The sequence below is a fragment of the Sphingomonas sp. JUb134 genome, from assembly GCF_004341505.2.
Classification (GTDB): domain Bacteria; phylum Pseudomonadota; class Alphaproteobacteria; order Sphingomonadales; family Sphingomonadaceae; genus Sphingomonas.
This window is the reverse complement of sequence record NZ_SLYP02000001.1, coordinates 1,991,156-2,009,351: the sequence shown is the minus strand read 5'-3', so window position 1 is coordinate 2,009,351 and position 18,196 is coordinate 1,991,156. Positions and strand designations below refer to the sequence as shown.

Here is an 18,196-nt window from a genome sequence, read left to right as displayed (position 1 = left end):
TAGGGCCGGCTTCCATATCATGTCCAGCATGCTCACCCCCTTGCTTTCGAACATGTTGAAGGGCGGGTTGCTCGCGGCGGGCGTGACCGGCGCGTCGGTCGCCTCCGACCCCCTCCAGCATCATGCCGCCTCGTTCCTCTACGGCCAGGCCCTGCCCGTGCCGCAGCAGCTTCCCGGCCAGTATCCGGCGAGCCCGCAGATGGTGCAGCCGGTGGTGCCGAGCGATCCGATCGCGGCGCCGCTCGCCGAGTGGAAGCGGCTGCAGCAGTCGGACAACCTCCCCTTCACCGACTATGCGCGCTTCCTGCTCGCCCATCCGGGCTGGCCGGGCGAGACGAGCCGTCGCGCGGCAGCAGAAACCGCGCCGGGTGCGGGCGATCCGTCGATCACGGTGCGCTTCTTCGAGCGGTTTCCGCCGCTGACCGCGGCCGGTCGCCTCCGCAATGCCGAGGCGCTGATGGCGATGGGCCGCGCCGACGCAGCACGGGAGGCGGCACGTGCTGCCTGGCGCAGCGGCGTCCTGCGGCCCTCCGACGAAGCGCGCCTGATCAGCGGCTTCTCCAGCGCACTGACGCCGGCCGATCGCGAGGCGCGCGTGGACCGGCTGCTGTGGGCGAATTCGACCACCGTGGCCGCACGCGAACTGCCCTATGTCTCGCCCGCCAAGCAGGCGCTGTTCCGCGCCCGCCTCGCCTTCCGCACGAACGCGCCAGACGCGTCGATGCTGGGCGGCATGGTGGTGGGCGCCGATCGCAACGATCCGGGCTTCATCGCGGATCGCGCGACCTGGCTGCGCAATTCCGGGCAAAGCCCCGCCGCGCGCGCCTATCTGGCCCAGCCGCGCACGCTATCCGCGCTGCCGGGCAATGTGGAGAAATGGTACGAAGTGCTGCTCGCGAACGCGAGCGGCGCGGCGAACGACCGGCAATATGCGGTGGCGTTCGACATCGCGCGCCAGATCGACGACGCCTATCCGGCCGGTACCGACGTGTCGGACAAACCCTATGGCGAGCGCGACGACTATACGAGCCTCGCCTGGCTTGCCGGACGGCTCGCGCTCAAGAGCCTCGGCCGCCCGGCAGACGCCGTCGGCATGTTCAGCCGCTACGGCAACGGATCGCGTACGCCCACCACGCGCGCCAAGGGCTTCTACTGGGCGGCACGTGCAGCCGAAGCCGCGGGTGACACGGCGACCGCGAACCGCTGGTACGAAAGCGCGGCGGCCCTGTCCGACGTCTATTATGGCCAGCTTGCGCTCGAGCGGCTGGGCCGGCCCTTGCGGGCGCCCTCCGCGACGGCAGCGGTTGCCCCGGATCCGGCGACGCGCCAGGCATTCTATGGCCGCGAAGTGGTGCAGGCGGTGCAGTATCTCGGCCGCACCGGCGCGTACCAGGACCAGACGCTGTTCGTGCGCCAGATCGCCAATGCCGCGACCAGCGACACCGATCATGCGCTCGCGGCCGAGCTTTCCAAGAAGATCGGCCGGCCGGACCTGGGCGTGATGGTCGGGCGCAGCGCGCTGATGAACGGCCACAGCGACTATACGGTGGCAGGCTATCCGTCCGTGCCGGTGCCTGCGACGCAGCAGAGCAACTTCACGATGATCCACGCGATCGCGCGGCAGGAGAGCCAGTTCGATCGCGCCGCGGTAAGCCATGCCGGCGCGCGCGGGCTGATGCAGCTGATGCCGGGCACCGCCCGCGAGGCGGCGAGCAAGCTGGGGCTGAGCTACGACAGCGGCTCGCTGACCAGCGACACCGGCTACAACATCCAGCTGGGGTCGAGCTATTTCCAGCGAATGCTCGACTATTACGGCGGCAGCTATCCGCTGGCGGTGGCGGCGTACAATGCCGGGCCGGGCAACGTGAACAAGTGGCTCGGCGCCTTTGGCGATCCGCGTACGGGTGCCGTGGACACGCTCGATTGGGTGGAATCGATCCCCTATACCGAGACCCGCAACTATGTGCAGCGCGTGCTGGAGAATGCGGTCGTCTATGACCTGCTGAACCCGCAGCACGCCCGCTCGCGCGGGCCGGCGAACCTGTCGTGGTACCTGGGCAAGAACCGGCCCGGTTGAGTTCCTTTCCGATGGATCGCCCAAACTACATCACGCCGGCCGGCTATGCCGCGCTGAAGGCGGAATATGACGCGCTGTTCGCGACCGAGCGGCCCAAGCTGGTGGAGACCATCTCCTGGGCCGCCGGCAACGGCGACCGGTCGGAGAACGGCGACTATATCTATGGCCGCAAGCGATTGCGCGAGATCGATCGGCGGCTCGGCTGGCTGGCCAAGCGGATGAAGGCGGCGAAGGTCGTCGACCCCGCGCAGCAGCCGGACCGCAGCCGCGCCTGGTTCGGCGCGACGCTCACCATCGCGGACGAGGACGACAACCAGCGCGTGCTGACCCTGGTCGGCGACGACGAGGCGGAAGCGGGCAGCGGCCGGATCGGCTGGAACGCCCCCCTCGCCCGGGCCTTGCGCGGCGCCGGGGTGGGCGACCTGCGCCGCGTGATGCTGCCGGCCGGCGAGCGCGAATATGAGGTGATCGCCATCGCCTATCCGGCGGGCTGACGGAACGCCCCTGCCCCTTCGTCGATTGATAGCGGCGAAGGAGAGCAACCATGGAAAACCCGCGCACCGAGAGTGCCCGCATCCACGACGACCACGCCGTGATCGACGCGGCCCAGGCCGAAGACACGCCCGCCACCGCAAGTAGCGCCGGCGGCAACCTGCAGCGCGAAGTGGCGAGCCAGAACGAGGTGGCCGAGGCGCTCGATCCCGAGGCGATCACCCGCCCCAAGAAGGACGATGCGATCCATAACGACCAGGCGCGTCGCAACCAGCGTGCGCCCGACGCCTGAACCTCACGAATTACTCCGTTAGCGAATTCGTCGCGCGGACGGGCCCTCGCCATCGGCGGGGGCCCGTTTTCGGTCGCCGCATCGCCAACCGCCGCCGGCTGCTCTAGGGATTGGCCATGGATCGCTCCCCGCCCCACCCGACCGCCCCTACGGGCAACGTCGCGCTGCTGATCGACGCGGACAACGCGTCCCATGCCTCGCTGGACTATGTGCTCACGATCCTGGCGGAGCTGGGTACGGTCAACGTCCGGCGCATCTACGGCAACTGGCGCAAGCCCGCGCTGAAGGGCTGGGCCGACCTGACCCTGCGCTATGGCATCGAACCCTTCCAGCAGTTCGACGTCACGAAGGGCAAGAACGCGACCGACATGAAGATGACGATCGACGCGATGGACCTGCTGTTCCGCGGGCGCATCACGGGCTTTGGCATTATGTCTTCCGACAGCGACTTCATGCCGCTGGCCCAGCGTATCCGCCAGGAGGGGGTGCCGGTGTATGGCTTCGGCACCGACCGCACGCCCGAGGGATTCCGCGAATCCTGCACCCGCTTCATCGACGTGTCGCGCGCCCGCGCACTCCAGAGCGAGGCGGAGCCCGAGCCCGAACTGATCCTGCCACCCGCGATCGGGCGAACGCGGACCGCGGCCAAACCGGCAGCGGCCAGCAGCACCGCGGCAGTAAAGCCGCCGGCCACCGAGCCCGCGGCCGCAAACCAGAAGCGCAAGGTCGATGCCGCACTCGTGAAGCTGCTGCTGGATGCCTATGCCCAATCCCGGCAGGACGCGCAGAAGTTCGCCAGCCTTTCGGAAGTGGGGCAGCGCGCCGGAAACCGCTCCAGCTTCGATACGCGCAACTACGGCTTTGCGCGCCTGTCCGACCTGATCGAGCAGGTGCCGAACTTCCAAGTCGAGCGGCGGGACAATGGCGTGTTCGTGAAGCGGGTGCGCTGAGCCGGGAACGCTCCGGCGGCTCCGGCGCTTCTGTCGGGATGCAGCTTCCCCACGACCCTTCGCTCGACAGCACCCGCGCGTTCTTTTCCGAAGGATATGATTGGATCGGCAATCGCTGTCGCGCGCTCGGGACCGATGTGTTCCGCGCGCGTATCCTGCTCCGCCCGGTCGTGTGCATGATGGGCGAAGAGGCGGCGCGCCGCTTCTACGACGGGGAAAGCTTCACCCGCGCCGGTGCCATGCCGCAGACGACGCTGCGGCAGCTGCAGGACAAGGGCAGCGTCCAGACCCTGGACGGCGCGGCCCACCGCCATCGCAAGCAGCTGTTCCTGTCGATGATGGTCGGTGATCCGGCCGAGGCGCTGGCGGACGCGTTCGAGCGCCGCTGGCATGCCGAACTCCCGCAGTGGCGCAACCAGGAGGAGGTGCGGATGCACGAGGCGTTCGGACGCCTGCTGTGCGGCGCCGCCTGTGACTGGCTGGGCGTTCCGCTGGAAGGGGATGCGCTGGACCGCCGCACCCACGAGATGCTGGCGATGATCGACGGTGCCGGCAGCGTCGGTACGCGCGCGTGGCGCGGCCTGGCGCTGCGCCGCCGTGCCGAGCGCTGGGCGCGTGCGGTCGTGACGCAGGTGCGCGACGGCACGCGGACGGTGGGAGAGGACACGCCGATCGCGCGCCTTGCCGGCTTTCGCGATCTCGACGGCGGACTGCTGGACCTGCGCACCGCGGGCGTCGAACTGCTCAACATCGTGCGGCCGACGGTCGCCGTGGCGCGCTTCCTCTGCTTCGCCACCCTGGCGCTCCACCAGGAGCCCGGCGCGGCAGCCTTTGTGGCAGATCGGGAGCCCGCGCGGCTTCAGGCATTCGCGCAGGAGGTGCGGCGCTTCTACCCCTTCTTCCCTGTCATCGGCGGCCGCGTCCGGACGCCCTTCCGGTTCCGCGAACACGAGTTCGGCCAAGGCGACTGGGTGATGCTGGGGCTGCACGCCACCAACCACGATCCCCGGCTGTGGGAGGCGCCGGAGGCGTTCCGTCCGGAACGCTTCCTCGATCGCGAGCCCGGCGCCTTTGCCCTGATCCCGCAAGGCGCGGGCGCTCATGCGGACGATCACCGCTGCCCCGGCGAGTGGATCACCCTAGCGCTGCTACGGCGGCTGGTGCCGCTTCTCCTCGCCGCCGAGTACCGTCTGCCGCCGCAGGACCTGACCATCCCCCACGACCGCTTCCCGACGCTTCCGCGCAGCGAACTCCGCCTCAGCTTTGCCTGACCGGCTCTAGTCACCTGGAACTGAAGTAAGTCGCATTGTATGCTGGCTCCGCTGATGAGGAGCTTGGCATGGCGAACGCGGGCGGCCGACCGACGATGCCTCTGGTGTTGGAGGCGGAGGAGCGGGACTATCTGGAGCGGCAGGTTCGCCGGCGGCGGGTGTCTCGCTCGATGTCGGAGCGGTGCCGTATTATCCTTCGCTGTGCGGACGGTATTCAGAGCAAGGTTGTCGCTGCTGAGTTGGGCGTGCACGAGCACACAGTCGGTAAGTGGCGACGGCGCTTCCTGAAGGACCGAGTTGAGGGACTGATGGACGAGGCTCGGCCCGGACGACCGAGAACGATCGACGATGATCAGGTTGCTGCCGTGATCGAGCGCACACTCCGCTCCACGCCAACTGACGCGACCCACTGGTCGATACGCTCGATGGCGGGTGCGACCGGCTTCTCCCACACGACGATCCGGCGCATCTGGTCGGCCTTTGGGCTGCAACCGCATCGGTCGGAGACGTTCAAGCTGTCGAGCGATCCCCTGTTCGTGGAAAAGGTCCGCGACATTGTCGGGCTCTATCTCTCCCCGCCTAACCGCGCGTTGGTGCTCAGCGTCGACGAGAAGAGCCAGATCCAGGCGCTCGATCGAGAGCAGCCGGTCCTGCCGATGATGCCAGGAGTACCCGAGCGGCGCACTCACAGTTACGTCCGTCACGGCACGACCTCGCTGTTCGCAGCGCTCGACATCGCTTCGGGGTTCGTGATCGGCAAATGCTACAAGCGTCATCGCGCCGCCGAGTTTCTGGACTTCCTTAAGCAGATCGACGCCCAGGTGCCGCCCGATCTCGATGTCCACATCATCATGGACAATTACGCGACCCACAAAACCGCGCTCGTCCGGGCCTGGCTCGCCCGCAGGCCGCACTATCATGTGCATTTCACGCCGACTTCGGCTTCGTGGATCAACCAGGTCGAGCGCTGGTTTGCCGAACTTACCCGCAAGCAACTGCGCCGCGGCGTCCATACCTCCACCAATCAGCTCGAGCAGGACATCCGTGCCTTCATCGAGCGCCACAACGAGAACCCGAAGCCCTACCGATGGACCAAGTCCGCCGACGAGATACTCGCCTCCGTAAAGCGCTTCTGCCAAGCCGCAGACCGTACGTTATGCGGCGAACTTTAGATTCAGGTGACTAGCGGCGGATGTTGAGCAGCCAGGGCTTGCTCAACCCCGTGGGCTTGGGAACCCCGTCGAGGCGCTGGGCTCGCAGGATCTGCACGGGCTTGACGATCATCTGCCCCTTCATCGCCTCGCGTCCGCAGCAGGTCGGTAGCGCCAGAATCTTGCGGACGATGTCCATGCCGCTCACCACGCGGCCGAAAGCTGCATAGCCGCGATAGCTGCCGCGTGCGTCTAGCGACGGGTTCGGCCCCACCATGATCGAGAAATTACCCGTGGCGGAATTCCGGTCGGCGGCGTGCGCCATCGACACGACACCGTCGAGATGCCGGATGCCGGTCTTGTCGGTGGGCTCCAGCACGACCGGGCTCAAGGTCCGCCGCGCGTCGGTCCCCACCCCGCCCTGGATGAAGCCGTGCTTCGGATCGCTCTTGCGGGGCGCGGAACGGTAGAATTTGGTGCCGTCGAGCCGGCCATCGTCGACGTACTTCAGGAAGTTTGCGGTGGTCTTCGGCGCGCGTTTTCCGTCCAGCGCGAGCACGATCGGCCCGGCCGAAGTCACCAGTCGTACGCGGATAGTGCCCGGCGCCGGCTTCGCCTGCGGCAGTGCGGGAGTGGCGAGGAAGAACAGCGGGGCGGCAAGAGCGAGGCCAAGAATCGAACGCATAGGCCACCCTAACGTCTGATCGCCGGCTTTGGGACCCGCTGCCCGCGCCCGCCAGGCAAGCAAAAGGGGCGGGTGGCACCTGGCCGCCCGCCCCTCCCGAATGTTCAGAAGGACGCGATCAGCGCGTCAGCTTCTTGTAGGCCAGGCTGGTCGGACGATCGGCCGCATCGCCCAGGCGGCGGCGCTTGTCTTCCTCATAGGCCTCGAAGTTGCCTTCGAACCATTCGACGTGACTGTTGCCCTCGAACGCCAGGATGTGGGTCGCGAGACGATCGAGGAAGAAGCGGTCGTGGCTGATGACCACGGCACAGCCCGCGAAGTTCTCGATCGCCTCTTCCAGCGCGCCCAGCGTTTCCACGTCGAGGTCGTTGGTCGGTTCGTCGAGCAGCAGCACGTTGCCGCCCTTCTTCAGCATCTTGGCGATGTGGACTCGGTTGCGCTCACCGCCCGACAGCTTGCCGACGTTCTTCTGCTGGTCCTGGCCCTTAAAGTTGAACGCGCCGACATAGGCACGCGTGGACATGTCGTGGCCGTTGACCTTCACATAGTCGAGCCCGTCCGAGATCTCCTCCCAGACGTTCTTCTTCTGGTCGAGGTGATCGCGGCTTTGGTCGACATAGCCAAGGCGCACGGTGGTGCCGATGTCGATCTCGCCCGAATCCGGCTGTTCCTGCCCGGTCAGCAGCTTGAACAGCGTCGACTTGCCGGCGCCGTTCGGGCCGATCACGCCGACGATGCCGCCGGGGGGAAGCGAGAAGTCCAGGTTCTCGAACAGCAGCTTGTCGCCATAGGCCTTGGTCAGGCCCTTGGCTTCGATCACCTTGCCGCCCAGCCGCTCGGGCACCTGGATGACGATCTGGGCGCCGGTCGGCTTGCGGCTTTCCTGGCTGGCGACCAGCTGGTCGAACTTGGCGATACGCGCCTTGGACTTGGTCTGGCGGCCCTTGGCGCCCTGCCGGATCCAGGCGAGCTCGTCCTGGATCGCCTTCTGGCGACCGGACGCCTCACGGTCCTCCTGCTCCAGGCGCTTGGCCTTCTTCTCCAGGTAGGTCGAGTAGTTGCCCTCGTACGGGAAGTACTTGCCGCGGTCGATTTCGAGGATCCAGCCGACCACGTTGTCCAGGAAGTAGCGGTCATGGGTGATCATCAGCACCGCGCCGGCATATTCCTTCAGGTGGTTTTCCAGCCACTTGACGCTTTCGGCGTCGAGGTGGTTGGTCGGCTCGTCGAGCAGCAGGATCGACGGCTTTTGGATCAGCAGGCGGGTGAGCGCGATGCGTCGCTTTTCACCGCCGGACAGGTTCTCGACCGGCCAATCGGAGGGCGGGCAGCGCAGGGCCTCCATCGCCACCTCGAGCTGGTTGTCGAGCGTCCAGCCGTCGACGGCGTCGATCTTCTCCTGGAGCGTGCCCATCTCTTCCATCAGGGCATCGAAGTCGGTGTCGTCCTTCGGGTCGCCCATCTCGGCCGAGATCGCGTTGAAGCGATCGACCATGTCGGCCACTTCGCGCGCACCGTCCTTGACGTTCTCCAGCACCGTCTTGCTCGGATCGAGCTGGGGCTCCTGCTCCAGATAGCCGACGGTGATGTTCTCGCCGGGCCAGGCTTCGCCGGTGAAGTCCTTGTCGACGCCGGCCATGATCTTCATCAGCGTCGACTTGCCGGCGCCGTTCGGGCCAACGATGCCGATCTTGGCGCCCTGGTAAAACTGCAGGTTGATGTTGGACAGCACCGGCTTCTGGGCGCCGGGGAAGGTTTTCGTCATGTCCTTCATGACGAAGGCGTATTGGGCGGCCACAGGGGTCTCCAAAAAAGCGGGTCTACAGGTCTGGGATTTTCGCACCGGGACATAGCGATGCGAGGCGCGATTGGCAACGCGGGGGCGGGCGACTTGCGCCCGAACGGGCTGCGCCGCATCATGGCCGCGGGGGGCGTCCGCTTCCCGTGCCACTCCCATGACGGAACGCCCATGCCGCTCAAGCCTGCCCTTCTGCTCGCCGCCCTCGCCCTGCCGCTGCCTGCGATGGCGCAGATGTCCCCCGCCCAGGTCGCGAAGCTGCGCGACGCCGCGCTGAAGGACGAGATCGCCTGGGACATCACCGAAGGGCTCACCACCGAGATCGGGCCGCGCCTCGCCGGCACCGACGACGAAGCCCGGGCGCGCACCTGGGCGGTAGCCAAGCTCAAGGCGCTGGGCTTCAGCAACGTCCGCATCGAACCCTATCAGATGCCGGTCTGGGTACGCGGCGAGGAGAAGGCGTCAATCGTCGCCCCCTTCCCCCAGCAGCTCCACCTCGCCGCCCTCGGCAACTCGGGCGCGACCCCGGCGGACGGCGTGGAAGGGGAAGTGGTCTATTTCCCGACCCTCGCCGACCTGGAAGCAGCACCCGCCGCAAGCGTCACGGGGAAGATCGTCTTCGTCAGCCATGCGATGCACGCGGCGCAGGACGGATCGAGCTACGGCCCGTTCGGCCAGGTCCGCCGCGCGGGCCCGGCGATCGCTTCCCGCAAGGGCGCGGCCGCGATCCTGATCCGCTCGATCGGCACCGACTATCACCGCAACCCGCACACCGGCGTCACCAACTTCCCCGAAGGCGTGGCGCCGATCCCGGCCGCCGCGCTCTCGCTTCCGGATGCGGAGCAGCTGGAGCGCGTGCTCGAACGCGGCAAGCCCGTGCGCGTGAAGCTGCTGCTCACCCCGCGGCAGATCGGCACGCGCGAGTCCGGCAACGTCATCGCCGAGGTACCCGGCCGAGACCCGAAGGCGGGCGTGGTCCTGATCGGCGGCCATCTCGACAGCTGGGACCTGGGCACCGGCGCAATCGACGACGCGAGCGGCGTCGCGATCACGGCTGCCGCCGCCAAGCGCATCATGGCGGCCGGCCGGCCGCGGCGCACGATCCGGGTGGTGTGGTTCGGTGCGGAAGAAGTCGGCGGCTTCGGCGGCATCGCCTATGCAAAGGCGCACGCGGGCGAACGGCACGCGCTGGCAGCCGAATCGGACTTCGGCGCCGACAGGGTGTGGAAGTTCGACACCGCCCTTCCTGCCAGCGCAACCGCGGTCGCCGACCGGCTGCAGACAGCACTCGCGCCGCTCGGCATCACCCGCGGCAATGCGGTGGCCGGCGACGGCACCGACATCGCGCCGACGCTCGCCCAGGGCGTTGCCGCCGTGGACCTCAGCCAGGACGGCACCCGCTACTTCGACTATCACCACACGCCCGACGACACGCTCGACAAGATCGATCGTGCGCAGTTGCAGCAGAATGTCGCTGCATGGACGGCGATGCTGGCCGTGGTGGCGGATGCGCCGGAGGAAATCGGGGCAGTCACGCGCCCTGCTGCGGGCCACTGAGTGCCACAACAATGCCGCGATGATGACACGCGGATGAATTTGCGGGATTGACGCCGCAGACGCGAACGTTATTGCGGCAGCCTCGCGACGGCGACGGGCCGGCCGCGAACTTTGGATTGCTTGGGAGCACCCGAATGAAGAAGATCGTTCTTGTCGCTGCTGCCGCCGGCCTGCTGTCGCTCACGGCCTGCGGTTCGAACACTCCGGCTGAAAACGCGGCTGACGCGCAGGCGGACAACCTCGAGATGATGGCCGACAACATGGAAGACATGGCCGACAACGCCACCACCGAGGGTTCGGAAGCCGCTCTCGAGAACCAGGCTGACAACCTGCACGAGGCAGCCGACAACGTCGAGGACGCGGGCGAAACCAACGCCATGTGATCCGACGCCCGTCCGGTTCATCCGGACGGACCGGTTAGAAGGGGCGTCCCGGCAACGGGGCGCCCTTTTCTTTTGCCTGCGCGAGAGAGGGGCAGCGCGCCTGCCCGTCACGGATGCACGCTCCCGCTGGGCTGCGGCTACTCCTGGTCCGGGGGAAGGTGGCGAACCTCCGGCGAGCGTCTCGTTCCCTGCGGGACTATTCCGGGATTCCTAGCGCGCAGTCTTGCCCCGTTCTGCCTTATCTTGCCGCGAGCGATATTGCCGCTTGCCCCGGTGCGGGGGGTAAGCCTAAGGGCAAGCCGGCGTCGGGGAGTGGCGCAGTCTGGTAGCGCGCCTGCTTTGGGAGCAGGATGTCGCAGGTTCGAATCCTGTCTCCCCGACCATGTCTGCGCCATTGGTCGACTGCACGCTCGAGCGCGGGCTGTGCCTCGATCTTACCCGGCTTGGTCGGCTCAGCCCGGAGCCTGCCCCTTCCCGTCCTGTTCGGATCCGGTCAGCGGATAGCCGGAGCCGCCCTGGCGGTCGCTGTCATAGTCCTCGCCCGGATTGCCGCCGCCAGCGCCTGCGCCGCTGCCGTGCACCTCGCCCGTCTTCTGGTTGATCCAGGCCCGGCTGCCATTGTCGGGCGGGAGGTCTTGCCCCTCGGGCGCAACGGCGTCGCCCTGCGGCAGGCCGCTCTGGTGGACGGGCGCAACGGGACTGTCGCCATATTCCGCCAGCGCTCGCTCGGGCGTGTACTCCTGCCCCGAAGCGCCGTCGCTGCGATCAAAGGCGTTCTTGGGCTCGGTCCGCTGCGGATCTACATGCGGGTGATCCCGGTCGAAGGGTCCGGTGTCGTTCATGGGCGATCTCCTCGTCCTCCAAACGGCGGCCGAAGCGCAGCGTTCCGCCCCGGCCGCAGGCCCGGGCCACGGGCCGCTGGCAAGCCTGGTCGAGCCGTTGGGATCGAGGGTCCCGTTCACTGGGAGAGGCGCTGGTGGGCCCGGCAGGACTCGAACCCGCAACCTAGCCGTTATGAGCGGCCAGCTCTAACCATTGAGCTACAGGCCCCCAGCGGGGCTGCGATAGCGGAGGCCGGGGCTTTCCTGCAAGCGGGCTATGCAGCCTGCAGCACCTCGTCGAGCGTGGCGGGGCGGACACCCAAGCGATCGAGCAGGTCCAGGACGCCTTCCCACCATGCCCAGAAGCGCTGGAGATCGGCCGCGTCACGGACGTACGGGGTGTTCCCCGGCGCCAGCGAGGGCGAGTGAAAGGCGAAGTTCAGGAGTCGCAGCCCCTCTCCCACCGAAACCCGGATTGCTTCCAACGCCTCCGATCGGGACACCCCTTCCGGCGTCAGCGGAACACGGTTCAGGAGACCCAGCTTCGCGGCGAGTGCCCCGCCCTTGGGAAGCCACGAGAGCCGCTTGTGGAGGGCGCCCCCCCGTCCGCGTGCGCGGCCGGTAAACACGGTCGTGAACGGCAGTTCGAGAAGCGTCTCGTGCGGGCCGGTGCGGAAGGCCGCGTTGCCGATGTCGCTGTAGTTGGGGCCGCCTTCCCGGGAATAGTCGAACCTCGCGCGCATCGACGTGTCCACGCGATAGCCGCGGGCGGCAAGGAGACGGAGCGTATGCGGACCTAGGCCATATCGCCCGGCGCGATAGGCGCGCGGCAGTCGACCGAATGCCCGGCTGATGGTATGACCCAGCCGGTCGAGCTTGGCGGCCTCCACCGCTTCCGCAAGATTGCCGGCGAAGCTGTTGGAAACGCTAACCCTTTCCTCGAACGGCGGCGTCACCCAGGGATGCAGCTGCGCACCGATTTCCGAGCGGCCATCGGCGAGCGGCTCTTGCAGAAGCGCAACTGCCGCTGGATCGCGCGCGATGGGATAGTCCACCAGATAGACGACACCGATGCCCCGCTCGGAGAAGCGGCGGTGCGCCTCGGGCACCGCAGCCATGGCCCCGGTGGTGAAGCCCTCGCGGCGGAACCCGGCAGACCAGTCGAACTCCTCTTCGATATCGACGAAAAGGGTGAAGCGGGTTCCGAAGGCATCCGGCCACCGGACCAGCGCCTCGGAAGCGGGCGCCGGCGGATGGAAGACCATCGGCGCCTCCACGATCAGCCGCCGTGCGCCTGCCCCAGCGGGATGGTGTCCGCGGACGGCAGTCGCAGGATCAATTGACCGGGCTCGAACAACAGCGCGCCGCCAAGCTCCTTGGCCAGGTTGCGGACGAGGCGCATCGCGAACCCAGTGCCCAGCAGGGCGGCATCCTCGCCCTCGTCGTCGATCGCAAGCAGCGCGTCGCCGGGATAGGCGTCCAGTGCAGCGGGCCGGGCGAAGGCGAGCACCGGCGCCTCGCCGGGGCCGGCAAGCGTCTCCACGCGGATCGTCTCCCCGGATCGTGCTGCCGAGACCAAGGTCGCCAGCAGCCGGGACAGCAGTCGCTCCACCGCGCGACGGTCGCCGCGCACGACGGTGTCGATGCCCTCCACCAACAGGGAGGCGCCGCGCAGCTCCGCAAGCGGCGCCAGCTCGCCGGCGATCTCCGCAAGCAGCGGCGCGAGCGGCACCGTGCCGGGGCGCAGATCGAGGGCGTCCTCTTCGATTCGGGCGGCGAGATCGAGATCGTCGATGACGCCGAGAAGATCCCGCGCCTGCTGGCGGATCACGCCGGCTTGCCCGCGATAGACGGGCGGGACCGGGCCCAGCATCTGCGCCTCGATCATCTCGGCAAAGCTGGAGATCGCGCCCGCCGGGGTGCGCAGTTCGTGCACCAGCTGCCGGAGCGAGTCGGCGGTCGAAGGCGCGGGCGTCGGTGCGGGCTCCGCCCGTTCGTCCGAACGCGGGCGCCGTGCCGAGCCCCGGTAGCCGATGAACCGGCCCGATGCGGGATCAAAGCTCGGCACGCCGGAGATGCGCCAGTCGCCTGCCGCGTCGCTGCTGCCGCCTACCCGGAGCCGCGCGCTGGAAAAGGCCGCGCGACGGCGAAGGGCACCGCCGGGCACGCCATCGATCTGCGCCAATCCGGTTTCGCCGGCGCCGGCGAGCGAAAGGCCGAGCAGCGGCCCCCGCTCCACGCCATCGACGCGGGAGAGCACGCCGCGGCTGTCGGTTTCGAACCGGAAGCTGGTGACGATGCCCGGAACCGCGGCCGGACGACGCGGCTTGCTGTCGGCCTGGCGCTGGTAGGCATTGATCCGCGCCACGACGTCGGCGATGCGGAACGGACCTTCCGGTACTGCCGCCGGGGCCTCGACCACGGGTTCCGGAACGGTGGCGATGGGAGCTTCAACCGGCTCGGCCATCCGCAGGGGCGCCAGTTCCGCCTCCGGAAGCTGTGCTGGCGCCTCGAGTGCGGTCGCCGGCTGCGCGGTGCTCGCATCCGCGGCGCTCTGGTCGGTCAACACCATGTCGGCGGGACCGAAGCTTGCCAGCGCCCGCTCCACTTCGGCAGGCAGGTCGCGGCGGTTGCGCAGCACCGAGCGGGTCGAAGGGGTAAGATCGGGGAGCAGCGCCACCCATTCCGCCGTGTCGAGCCGCGCGCTCGCGAGCACGGGCGCGGCGACGGTAAGCACGTCCTCGGCCAGCAGGCGAACCAACGTTGCCGGCGGGTTCGCGAAGACGAGAGCACGTGCGCTCGCCGCCCGCACCGACTGCGGTACCGCGTCGCGGATGTCGGCCAGCAGCGCGATCGCGCGCGGGTCGGCGGAGGCACGGCGTCGGCCGATCAGGTCGACGAGTTGCCGCCACGCGGACTGGCGTGCCTGCGGATGGCTGAGGTCCGTGGTGAGCACTGTTTGAAGAGTATCGTCGAACCGCACGCGCCACCTGATCCCCGGCGCCGTTCGCGCCTGCCGCATCTCCTTACGCCCGGAAAAGCCGTTCGGGTACAGACATTTTGCGCCCGTAACACTGTGGGACAATTGCTTTGGCGTGTAATTATCTTATAGGGGGCGGACAGAATCCTTTTTCCTTGTATCAGATTCCCGGAGTTGCCCCTTCCATGGTTCTCGACCGTATCGACCGTCAAATCCTCTCGCTGCTTCAGGAGGACGGTCGGATGACCAATGTCGAACTCGCAGAACGTGTCGGACTGACGGCTCCGCCCTGCCTGCGGCGGGTTCGCGCATTGGAAGAGTCGGGCACGATCGGCGGTTATCACGCGGCGCTGAACCCGGCACAGCTGGGCTATACCATCACCGTGTTCGCGCTGGTGAGCCTGCGCAGCCAGGCGGAGAGCGACCTGGCGGCGTTCGAGGCGCATGTCGCCGGCATTCCCGAGGTGCGTGAATGCCACATGCTCAACGGCGAGATCGACTTCATCCTGAAAATCGTCGCGACCGACCTCAAGGCGTTCCAGGACATCCTTACCACGCGGCTGACGACCGCCCACAATGTCAGCAGCGTCAAGACCTCGCTGACGATCCGCACTTCCAAGCAGCTGCCGGGCATCCCGGTGCCAACGGAATAGGGCCGCGCGACACAGTCGCACGGCCCTTCTTCCATTCCGGAAACAGCGGGCGGCAGGGCAACCTGCCGCCCGTGTTCGTTCAGCCCGCCGTCTTGGGCGAGTCCAGCCACAGCGTCCAGAAGGCCGCGAGCTCGTTGCGCGGTGAGCCGGTCACCTTGGCGAAGGCCGCCTTGGCTTCCTCGCGGCGGCCGCTCTTGGCGAGTGCGATGCCGAGACGGGTGTTGACCTCGTCCTGATCGACGCCACCCTTCTGCAGGGCGAGCTGGAAGAACTCCGCCGCCTTGGCCGCATCGCCGTTGGCGAGGTACGCGTTGGCGGTGCCGGCGGCGAGCTTGCCGTTGGCTGCCGAGCGCGACTTGGCGTCGAGCGACGACAGCGAGCCCTCGGCACGGATGCCGGCCTGCGCCTCGGTCTTCAGCGCGTTGTACTGGGTGGCCGATGCCGGGATCTTGCCGGCGGCGCGGCCTTGGTCGATCACCGCCACGGTCTCATACGGCAGGCCCAGGTCCTGGGCGAGCTGCGCATATTCGCCGAACTCGGCCTGGTCGGTCAGCGCGCCCGTCTCCCGCATCAGGCGGAAGGTGTCGAGACGTGCCGAGCCACCGAGCGCACGGCCCTGGTCCGCACGGTCGCGGAACAGGATCAGCGCCTTGCGCCAATTGGTCGCGGTCGGATAATCCTTGAGCTGGCGGCGCATCCAGGCCGCGGTCTCCGCCGGCTTGTTCGCCTTGTACAGCTGCGAGATCGCCAGGTTGTACCAATCGTTCGGCACGGGCTGGCCGGCCGCGACCTTCGCCTGGATCGCCTTGTCGAGTGCAGAAACGCCCTGATCGACGTTGCCGCCCTCGAGCTCCAGGCTCGCCATGCGCAGATCATATTCGGGGTCGTTGTAGCCCAGCTGCTTTGCGCGCTGGAAATACTGCCGCGCCCCGGCCTTGTCCTTGGCGTTCAGCGCCAGGATGCCGCGGTTGTAGTTCAGCGTCGCCTGCTGCTCGGCCGGCGTATTCGGGTTCGCGATCATCTGGTCGATCGCGGTCGCCAGCAGGGCGTTGTCCTTCGACGCCTGGGCCACCTGCAGACGCAGGTTGGCTGCGTAGAACTTCTCGATGTCGGAGGTCGCGGCTGCGTCCGCCTCCGCCAGGCGGGCCTTCGCGGTCGCGATATCGCCCGCCTTCGCCGCCGTCTCACCCGCAACCGCTGCGGCGCGGAACGCGTCGTTGATCTGGACCTTGGGAGCCTCTTCCTTCTTCTTTTTCTGGGCCTCGGCAGGGGCCGCCGTCAGCGCTGCCGCTCCCAGAGCAAGAACCGCGGCAAGCGCCGACTTCGATACGAAACCCATTCGGAACTCTCCTGATGCTGTGCGCACACGCGTCGGACCGTCTGTAAGTTGCGCAGATACGCCAGACAAGTCGCAGCGGCCATCCGGACGGATGCCCTTGCCCCGGTGAACGCGAATTGAACGGAGCCGATCCCGTAGCGCGGGCGCCCGGGCGAAATTTTTGACCCGCTCGCGCTTGCCCGCTAGGCAGCCGCGCGATGATCGCCGTTGTTTCTCCCGCAAAATCGCTCGATTACGAAACCCCCGTTCCGGCCAGCAGCACGCCCAGTGTGCCCCGCCTGGCAAAGGAAGCGCAGACGCTTGCCGAGGGCGCCGCGTCGCTTGGCGCCGAGAAGCTCGGCAAGCTGATGCACATCTCGCCCAAGCTCGCGGAGCTGAATGCGGCCCGCTTCCGCGACTTCGCAGAGGCGCCCGAGCGCCCCGCGGTCCATGCCTTCGCCGGGGACGTCTACACCGGCTTCGAGGTGACGACGCTGGACGCGCCCGCGATCGACTTCGCGCAGGACCACCTGCGCATCCTGTCGGGCCTGTACGGCCTGTTGCGCCCGCTCGACGCCATGCGCCCCTACCGGCTCGAGATGGGCACGCGCTGGGCTCCGGGCTCGGCCAAGACGCTGTACGACTGGTGGCAGGGCCGCATCGCCGAACTGCTCGCCGAGGACGTCGCCGCAGAGGGATCGGGCGTGGTCCTGAACCTCGCCAGCCAGGAATATTGGAAGGCGGTGGCCGGCAAGCTGCCGGAGACGATCCGCGTGATCGACGTCGATTTCCGCGAACCTGGTCCGAATGGCCCCCGCTTCCTGAGCTTCCACGCCAAGCGGGCGCGCGGCATGATGGCGCGTTGGATGTGCGAGCACCGGATCACCGAGGTGGAGGCGATGCGCGGCTTCGACAGCGACGGCTATCGATTCGATCCGCAGGAAAGCAGCGACACCCGCTGGCGGTTTACCCGCGCATGAGCGGCTCGGCCGTCGTCATCGGCGCCTCCGGGGCGATCGGCGGTGCGATCGAGCGCGCGCTGATCGAGGAAGGCGCGCACGACCGTGTCTGGGGCTTTGCCCGCTCCCGCACCGGGGCGGACCATCTCGACCTTCTCGACGAGCCCAGCATCGCGGCGGCGGCAGCGCGGGTTGCGGCCGGCCCCTCCCCTTCGCTGATCCTGATCGCCACCGGCCTGCTGCACGAGGGCGATCGCGTGCCGGAGCGCAGCTTCAAGGAACTGGACGCCGAGTGGCTGGCGCGCAGCTATGCGGTGAACGCGATCGGGCCGGCGCTGGTGCTCAAGCATTTCCTGCCGCTACTCCCGAAGACCGGCGAGCCGGTGGTGGCGGCGCTCTCCGCGCGCGTCGGCTCGATCGGCGACAACGGCCTGGGCGGTTGGCACGGCTATCGTGCGGCCAAGGCGGCGCTCAACATGCTGACCCGCAACGCCGCGATCGAGGCGAAGCGGCAGAGCCCGCGCGCGATCGTGGTCGGGCTTCACCCGGGCACCGTGGACAGCGCGCTGTCGAAGCCGTTCCAGGGCAATGTCGCACCCGGGAGCCTGTTCGCACCCGATCGCGCCGCGATGCAGTTGCTCGACGTGATCGAGGAGCTGAAGCCGAAGGACAGCGGCAAGCTGTTCGCCTGGGACGGCGCCGAAATCCCGTTCTGACCCTGCCCTCGCGTACGCGCACGCGTGCGCGCGGCTTGGCATAGGAGCCTCTCCCCGCTAGTCAGGGCACCGGATTTCAATCTTCCCGAAAGC

17 protein-coding genes and 2 tRNA genes are annotated in these 18,196 nt (G+C 68.0%); 12 read left to right on the top strand and 7 right to left on the bottom strand.

Translation table 11 applies throughout. The features are described from left to right. Positions 1-19: 19 nt before the first annotated feature. The 6 genes from EDF69_RS09435 to EDF69_RS09410 all read left to right on the top strand — a co-directional run bounded on the left by EDF69_RS09435 (position 20) and on the right by EDF69_RS09410 (position 6,254). Entirely contained in the window at positions 20-2,077 is a 2,058-nt protein-coding gene (locus EDF69_RS09435) for a lytic transglycosylase domain-containing protein (protein ID WP_132884212.1), read from the top strand. A gap of 11 nt (positions 2,078-2,088) precedes the next feature. Continuing rightward, positions 2,089-2,571 (top strand): transcription elongation factor GreB, encoded by a 483-nt coding sequence (greB, locus tag EDF69_RS09430; RefSeq protein WP_132884211.1) that lies wholly within the window; start codon positions 2,089-2,091, stop codon positions 2,569-2,571. A gap of 50 nt (positions 2,572-2,621) precedes the next feature. Next, positions 2,622-2,861, top strand: coding sequence for a hypothetical protein (locus EDF69_RS09425; RefSeq protein ID WP_132884210.1), 240 nt, complete (start codon positions 2,622-2,624; stop codon positions 2,859-2,861). Positions 2,862-2,977: 116 nt separating this feature from the next. Continuing rightward, positions 2,978-3,811, top strand: coding sequence for an NYN domain-containing protein (locus EDF69_RS09420; protein ID WP_132884209.1), 834 nt, complete (start codon positions 2,978-2,980; stop codon positions 3,809-3,811). A gap of 38 nt (positions 3,812-3,849) precedes the next feature. Then, a complete protein-coding gene (locus EDF69_RS09415; protein ID WP_132884208.1) occupies positions 3,850-5,082 on the top strand; it encodes a cytochrome P450 in 1,233 nt (410 codons plus the stop codon). Between the two features lie 68 nt (positions 5,083-5,150). Next, positions 5,151-6,254, top strand: a complete 1,104-nt coding sequence (locus EDF69_RS09410) for an IS630 family transposase (protein ID WP_132884640.1) — start codon at positions 5,151-5,153, stop codon at positions 6,252-6,254. Positions 6,255-6,264: 10 nt separating this feature from the next. Here EDF69_RS09410 and EDF69_RS09405 read toward each other — a convergent pair whose 3' ends face one another. Next, complete coding sequence (locus EDF69_RS09405) at positions 6,265-6,918, bottom strand: peptidylprolyl isomerase (RefSeq protein WP_132883521.1); 654 nt, start codon at positions 6,916-6,918, stop codon at positions 6,265-6,267. 118 nt (positions 6,919-7,036) lie between these two features. Further along, a complete protein-coding gene (gene ettA, locus EDF69_RS09400) occupies positions 7,037-8,716 on the bottom strand; it encodes an energy-dependent translational throttle protein EttA (RefSeq protein WP_132883522.1) in 1,680 nt (559 codons plus the stop codon). 171 nt (positions 8,717-8,887) lie between these two features. On the opposite strand from ettA, the gene EDF69_RS09395 reads away from it, so the two are divergent. The 3 genes from EDF69_RS09395 to EDF69_RS09385 all read left to right on the top strand — a co-directional run bounded on the left by EDF69_RS09395 (position 8,888) and on the right by EDF69_RS09385 (position 11,039). Next, positions 8,888-10,273 carry a M20/M25/M40 family metallo-hydrolase gene (locus EDF69_RS09395; RefSeq protein ID WP_132883610.1) on the top strand — a complete coding sequence of 462 codons (1,386 nt, stop codon included), beginning with the start codon at positions 8,888-8,890 and terminating at the stop codon, positions 10,271-10,273. Positions 10,274-10,407: 134 nt separating this feature from the next. Continuing rightward, positions 10,408-10,656 (top strand): hypothetical protein, encoded by a 249-nt coding sequence (locus EDF69_RS09390; protein ID WP_125962314.1) that lies wholly within the window; start codon positions 10,408-10,410, stop codon positions 10,654-10,656. 306 nt (positions 10,657-10,962) lie between these two features. Next, positions 10,963-11,039, top strand: a tRNA-Pro gene (locus EDF69_RS09385). A 69-nt stretch (positions 11,040-11,108) separates the two neighbouring features. Here EDF69_RS09385 and EDF69_RS09380 read toward each other — a convergent pair. The 4 genes from EDF69_RS09380 to EDF69_RS09365 all read right to left on the bottom strand — a co-directional run bounded on the left by EDF69_RS09380 (position 11,109) and on the right by EDF69_RS09365 (position 14,499). Beyond that, positions 11,109-11,498 (bottom strand): hypothetical protein, encoded by a 390-nt coding sequence (locus tag EDF69_RS09380; RefSeq protein ID WP_132883523.1) that lies wholly within the window; start codon positions 11,496-11,498, stop codon positions 11,109-11,111. Between the two features lie 132 nt (positions 11,499-11,630). Beyond that, positions 11,631-11,706: transfer RNA gene (locus EDF69_RS09375), tRNA-Ile, on the bottom strand. 46 nt (positions 11,707-11,752) lie between these two features. Further along, positions 11,753-12,742: a polysaccharide deacetylase family protein gene (locus EDF69_RS09370; RefSeq protein ID WP_132883524.1), complete on the bottom strand. Its 990-nt coding sequence runs from the start codon at positions 12,740-12,742 to the stop codon at positions 11,753-11,755. A gap of 14 nt (positions 12,743-12,756) precedes the next feature. Continuing rightward, complete coding sequence (locus tag EDF69_RS09365) at positions 12,757-14,499, bottom strand: histidine kinase dimerization/phospho-acceptor domain-containing protein (protein ID WP_204991354.1); 1,743 nt, start codon at positions 14,497-14,499, stop codon at positions 12,757-12,759. Positions 14,500-14,642: 143 nt separating this feature from the next. On the opposite strand from EDF69_RS09365, the gene EDF69_RS09360 reads away from it, so the two are divergent. Further along, complete coding sequence (locus EDF69_RS09360; protein WP_125962310.1) at positions 14,643-15,110, top strand: Lrp/AsnC family transcriptional regulator; 468 nt, start codon at positions 14,643-14,645, stop codon at positions 15,108-15,110. Between the two features lie 79 nt (positions 15,111-15,189). Here the strand turns inward: EDF69_RS09360 and EDF69_RS09355 are convergent, their stop codons facing one another. Further along, on the bottom strand, positions 15,190-16,449 hold the full coding sequence (locus EDF69_RS09355; RefSeq protein WP_125962309.1) for a hypothetical protein: 1,260 nt from the start codon (positions 16,447-16,449) through the stop codon (positions 15,190-15,192). A 197-nt stretch (positions 16,450-16,646) separates the two neighbouring features. On the opposite strand from EDF69_RS09355, the gene yaaA reads away from it, so the two are divergent. After that, positions 16,647-17,408 (top strand): peroxide stress protein YaaA, encoded by a 762-nt coding sequence (gene yaaA, locus EDF69_RS09350; protein WP_132883525.1) that lies wholly within the window; start codon positions 16,647-16,649, stop codon positions 17,406-17,408. Then, positions 17,405-18,103: an SDR family NAD(P)-dependent oxidoreductase gene (locus tag EDF69_RS09345; RefSeq protein ID WP_132883526.1), complete on the top strand. Its 699-nt coding sequence runs from the start codon at positions 17,405-17,407 to the stop codon at positions 18,101-18,103. Before yaaA ends, EDF69_RS09345 begins: the two co-directional genes overlap by 4 nt. Positions 18,104-18,196: the final 93 nt, after the last annotated feature.

Coding starts and splice junctions, on each gene's coding strand:
- EDF69_RS09435 (WP_132884212.1), top strand. CDS start 20: ATGTCCAGCATGCTCACCCCCTTGCTTTCGAACATGTTGAAGGGCGGG.
- greB (WP_132884211.1), top strand. CDS start 2,089: ATGGATCGCCCAAACTACATCACGCCGGCCGGCTATGCCGCGCTGAAG.
- EDF69_RS09425 (WP_132884210.1), top strand. CDS start 2,622: ATGGAAAACCCGCGCACCGAGAGTGCCCGCATCCACGACGACCACGCC.
- EDF69_RS09420 (WP_132884209.1), top strand. CDS start 2,978: ATGGATCGCTCCCCGCCCCACCCGACCGCCCCTACGGGCAACGTCGCG.
- EDF69_RS09415 (WP_132884208.1), top strand. CDS start 3,850: ATGCAGCTTCCCCACGACCCTTCGCTCGACAGCACCCGCGCGTTCTTT.
- EDF69_RS09410 (WP_132884640.1), top strand. CDS start 5,151: ATGGCGAACGCGGGCGGCCGACCGACGATGCCTCTGGTGTTGGAGGCG.
- EDF69_RS09405 (WP_132883521.1), bottom strand. CDS start 6,918: ATGCGTTCGATTCTTGGCCTCGCTCTTGCCGCCCCGCTGTTCTTCCTC.
- EDF69_RS09395 (WP_132883610.1), top strand. CDS start 8,888: ATGCCGCTCAAGCCTGCCCTTCTGCTCGCCGCCCTCGCCCTGCCGCTG.
- EDF69_RS09390 (WP_125962314.1), top strand. CDS start 10,408: ATGAAGAAGATCGTTCTTGTCGCTGCTGCCGCCGGCCTGCTGTCGCTC.
- EDF69_RS09380 (WP_132883523.1), bottom strand. CDS start 11,498: ATGAACGACACCGGACCCTTCGACCGGGATCACCCGCATGTAGATCCG.
- EDF69_RS09370 (WP_132883524.1), bottom strand. CDS start 12,742: ATGGTCTTCCATCCGCCGGCGCCCGCTTCCGAGGCGCTGGTCCGGTGG.
- EDF69_RS09365 (WP_204991354.1), bottom strand. CDS start 14,499: ATGCGGCAGGCGCGAACGGCGCCGGGGATCAGGTGGCGCGTGCGGTTC.
- EDF69_RS09360 (WP_125962310.1), top strand. CDS start 14,643: ATGGTTCTCGACCGTATCGACCGTCAAATCCTCTCGCTGCTTCAGGAG.
- EDF69_RS09355 (WP_125962309.1), bottom strand. CDS start 16,449: ATGGGTTTCGTATCGAAGTCGGCGCTTGCCGCGGTTCTTGCTCTGGGA.
- yaaA (WP_132883525.1), top strand. CDS start 16,647: ATGATCGCCGTTGTTTCTCCCGCAAAATCGCTCGATTACGAAACCCCC.
- EDF69_RS09345 (WP_132883526.1), top strand. CDS start 17,405: ATGAGCGGCTCGGCCGTCGTCATCGGCGCCTCCGGGGCGATCGGCGGT.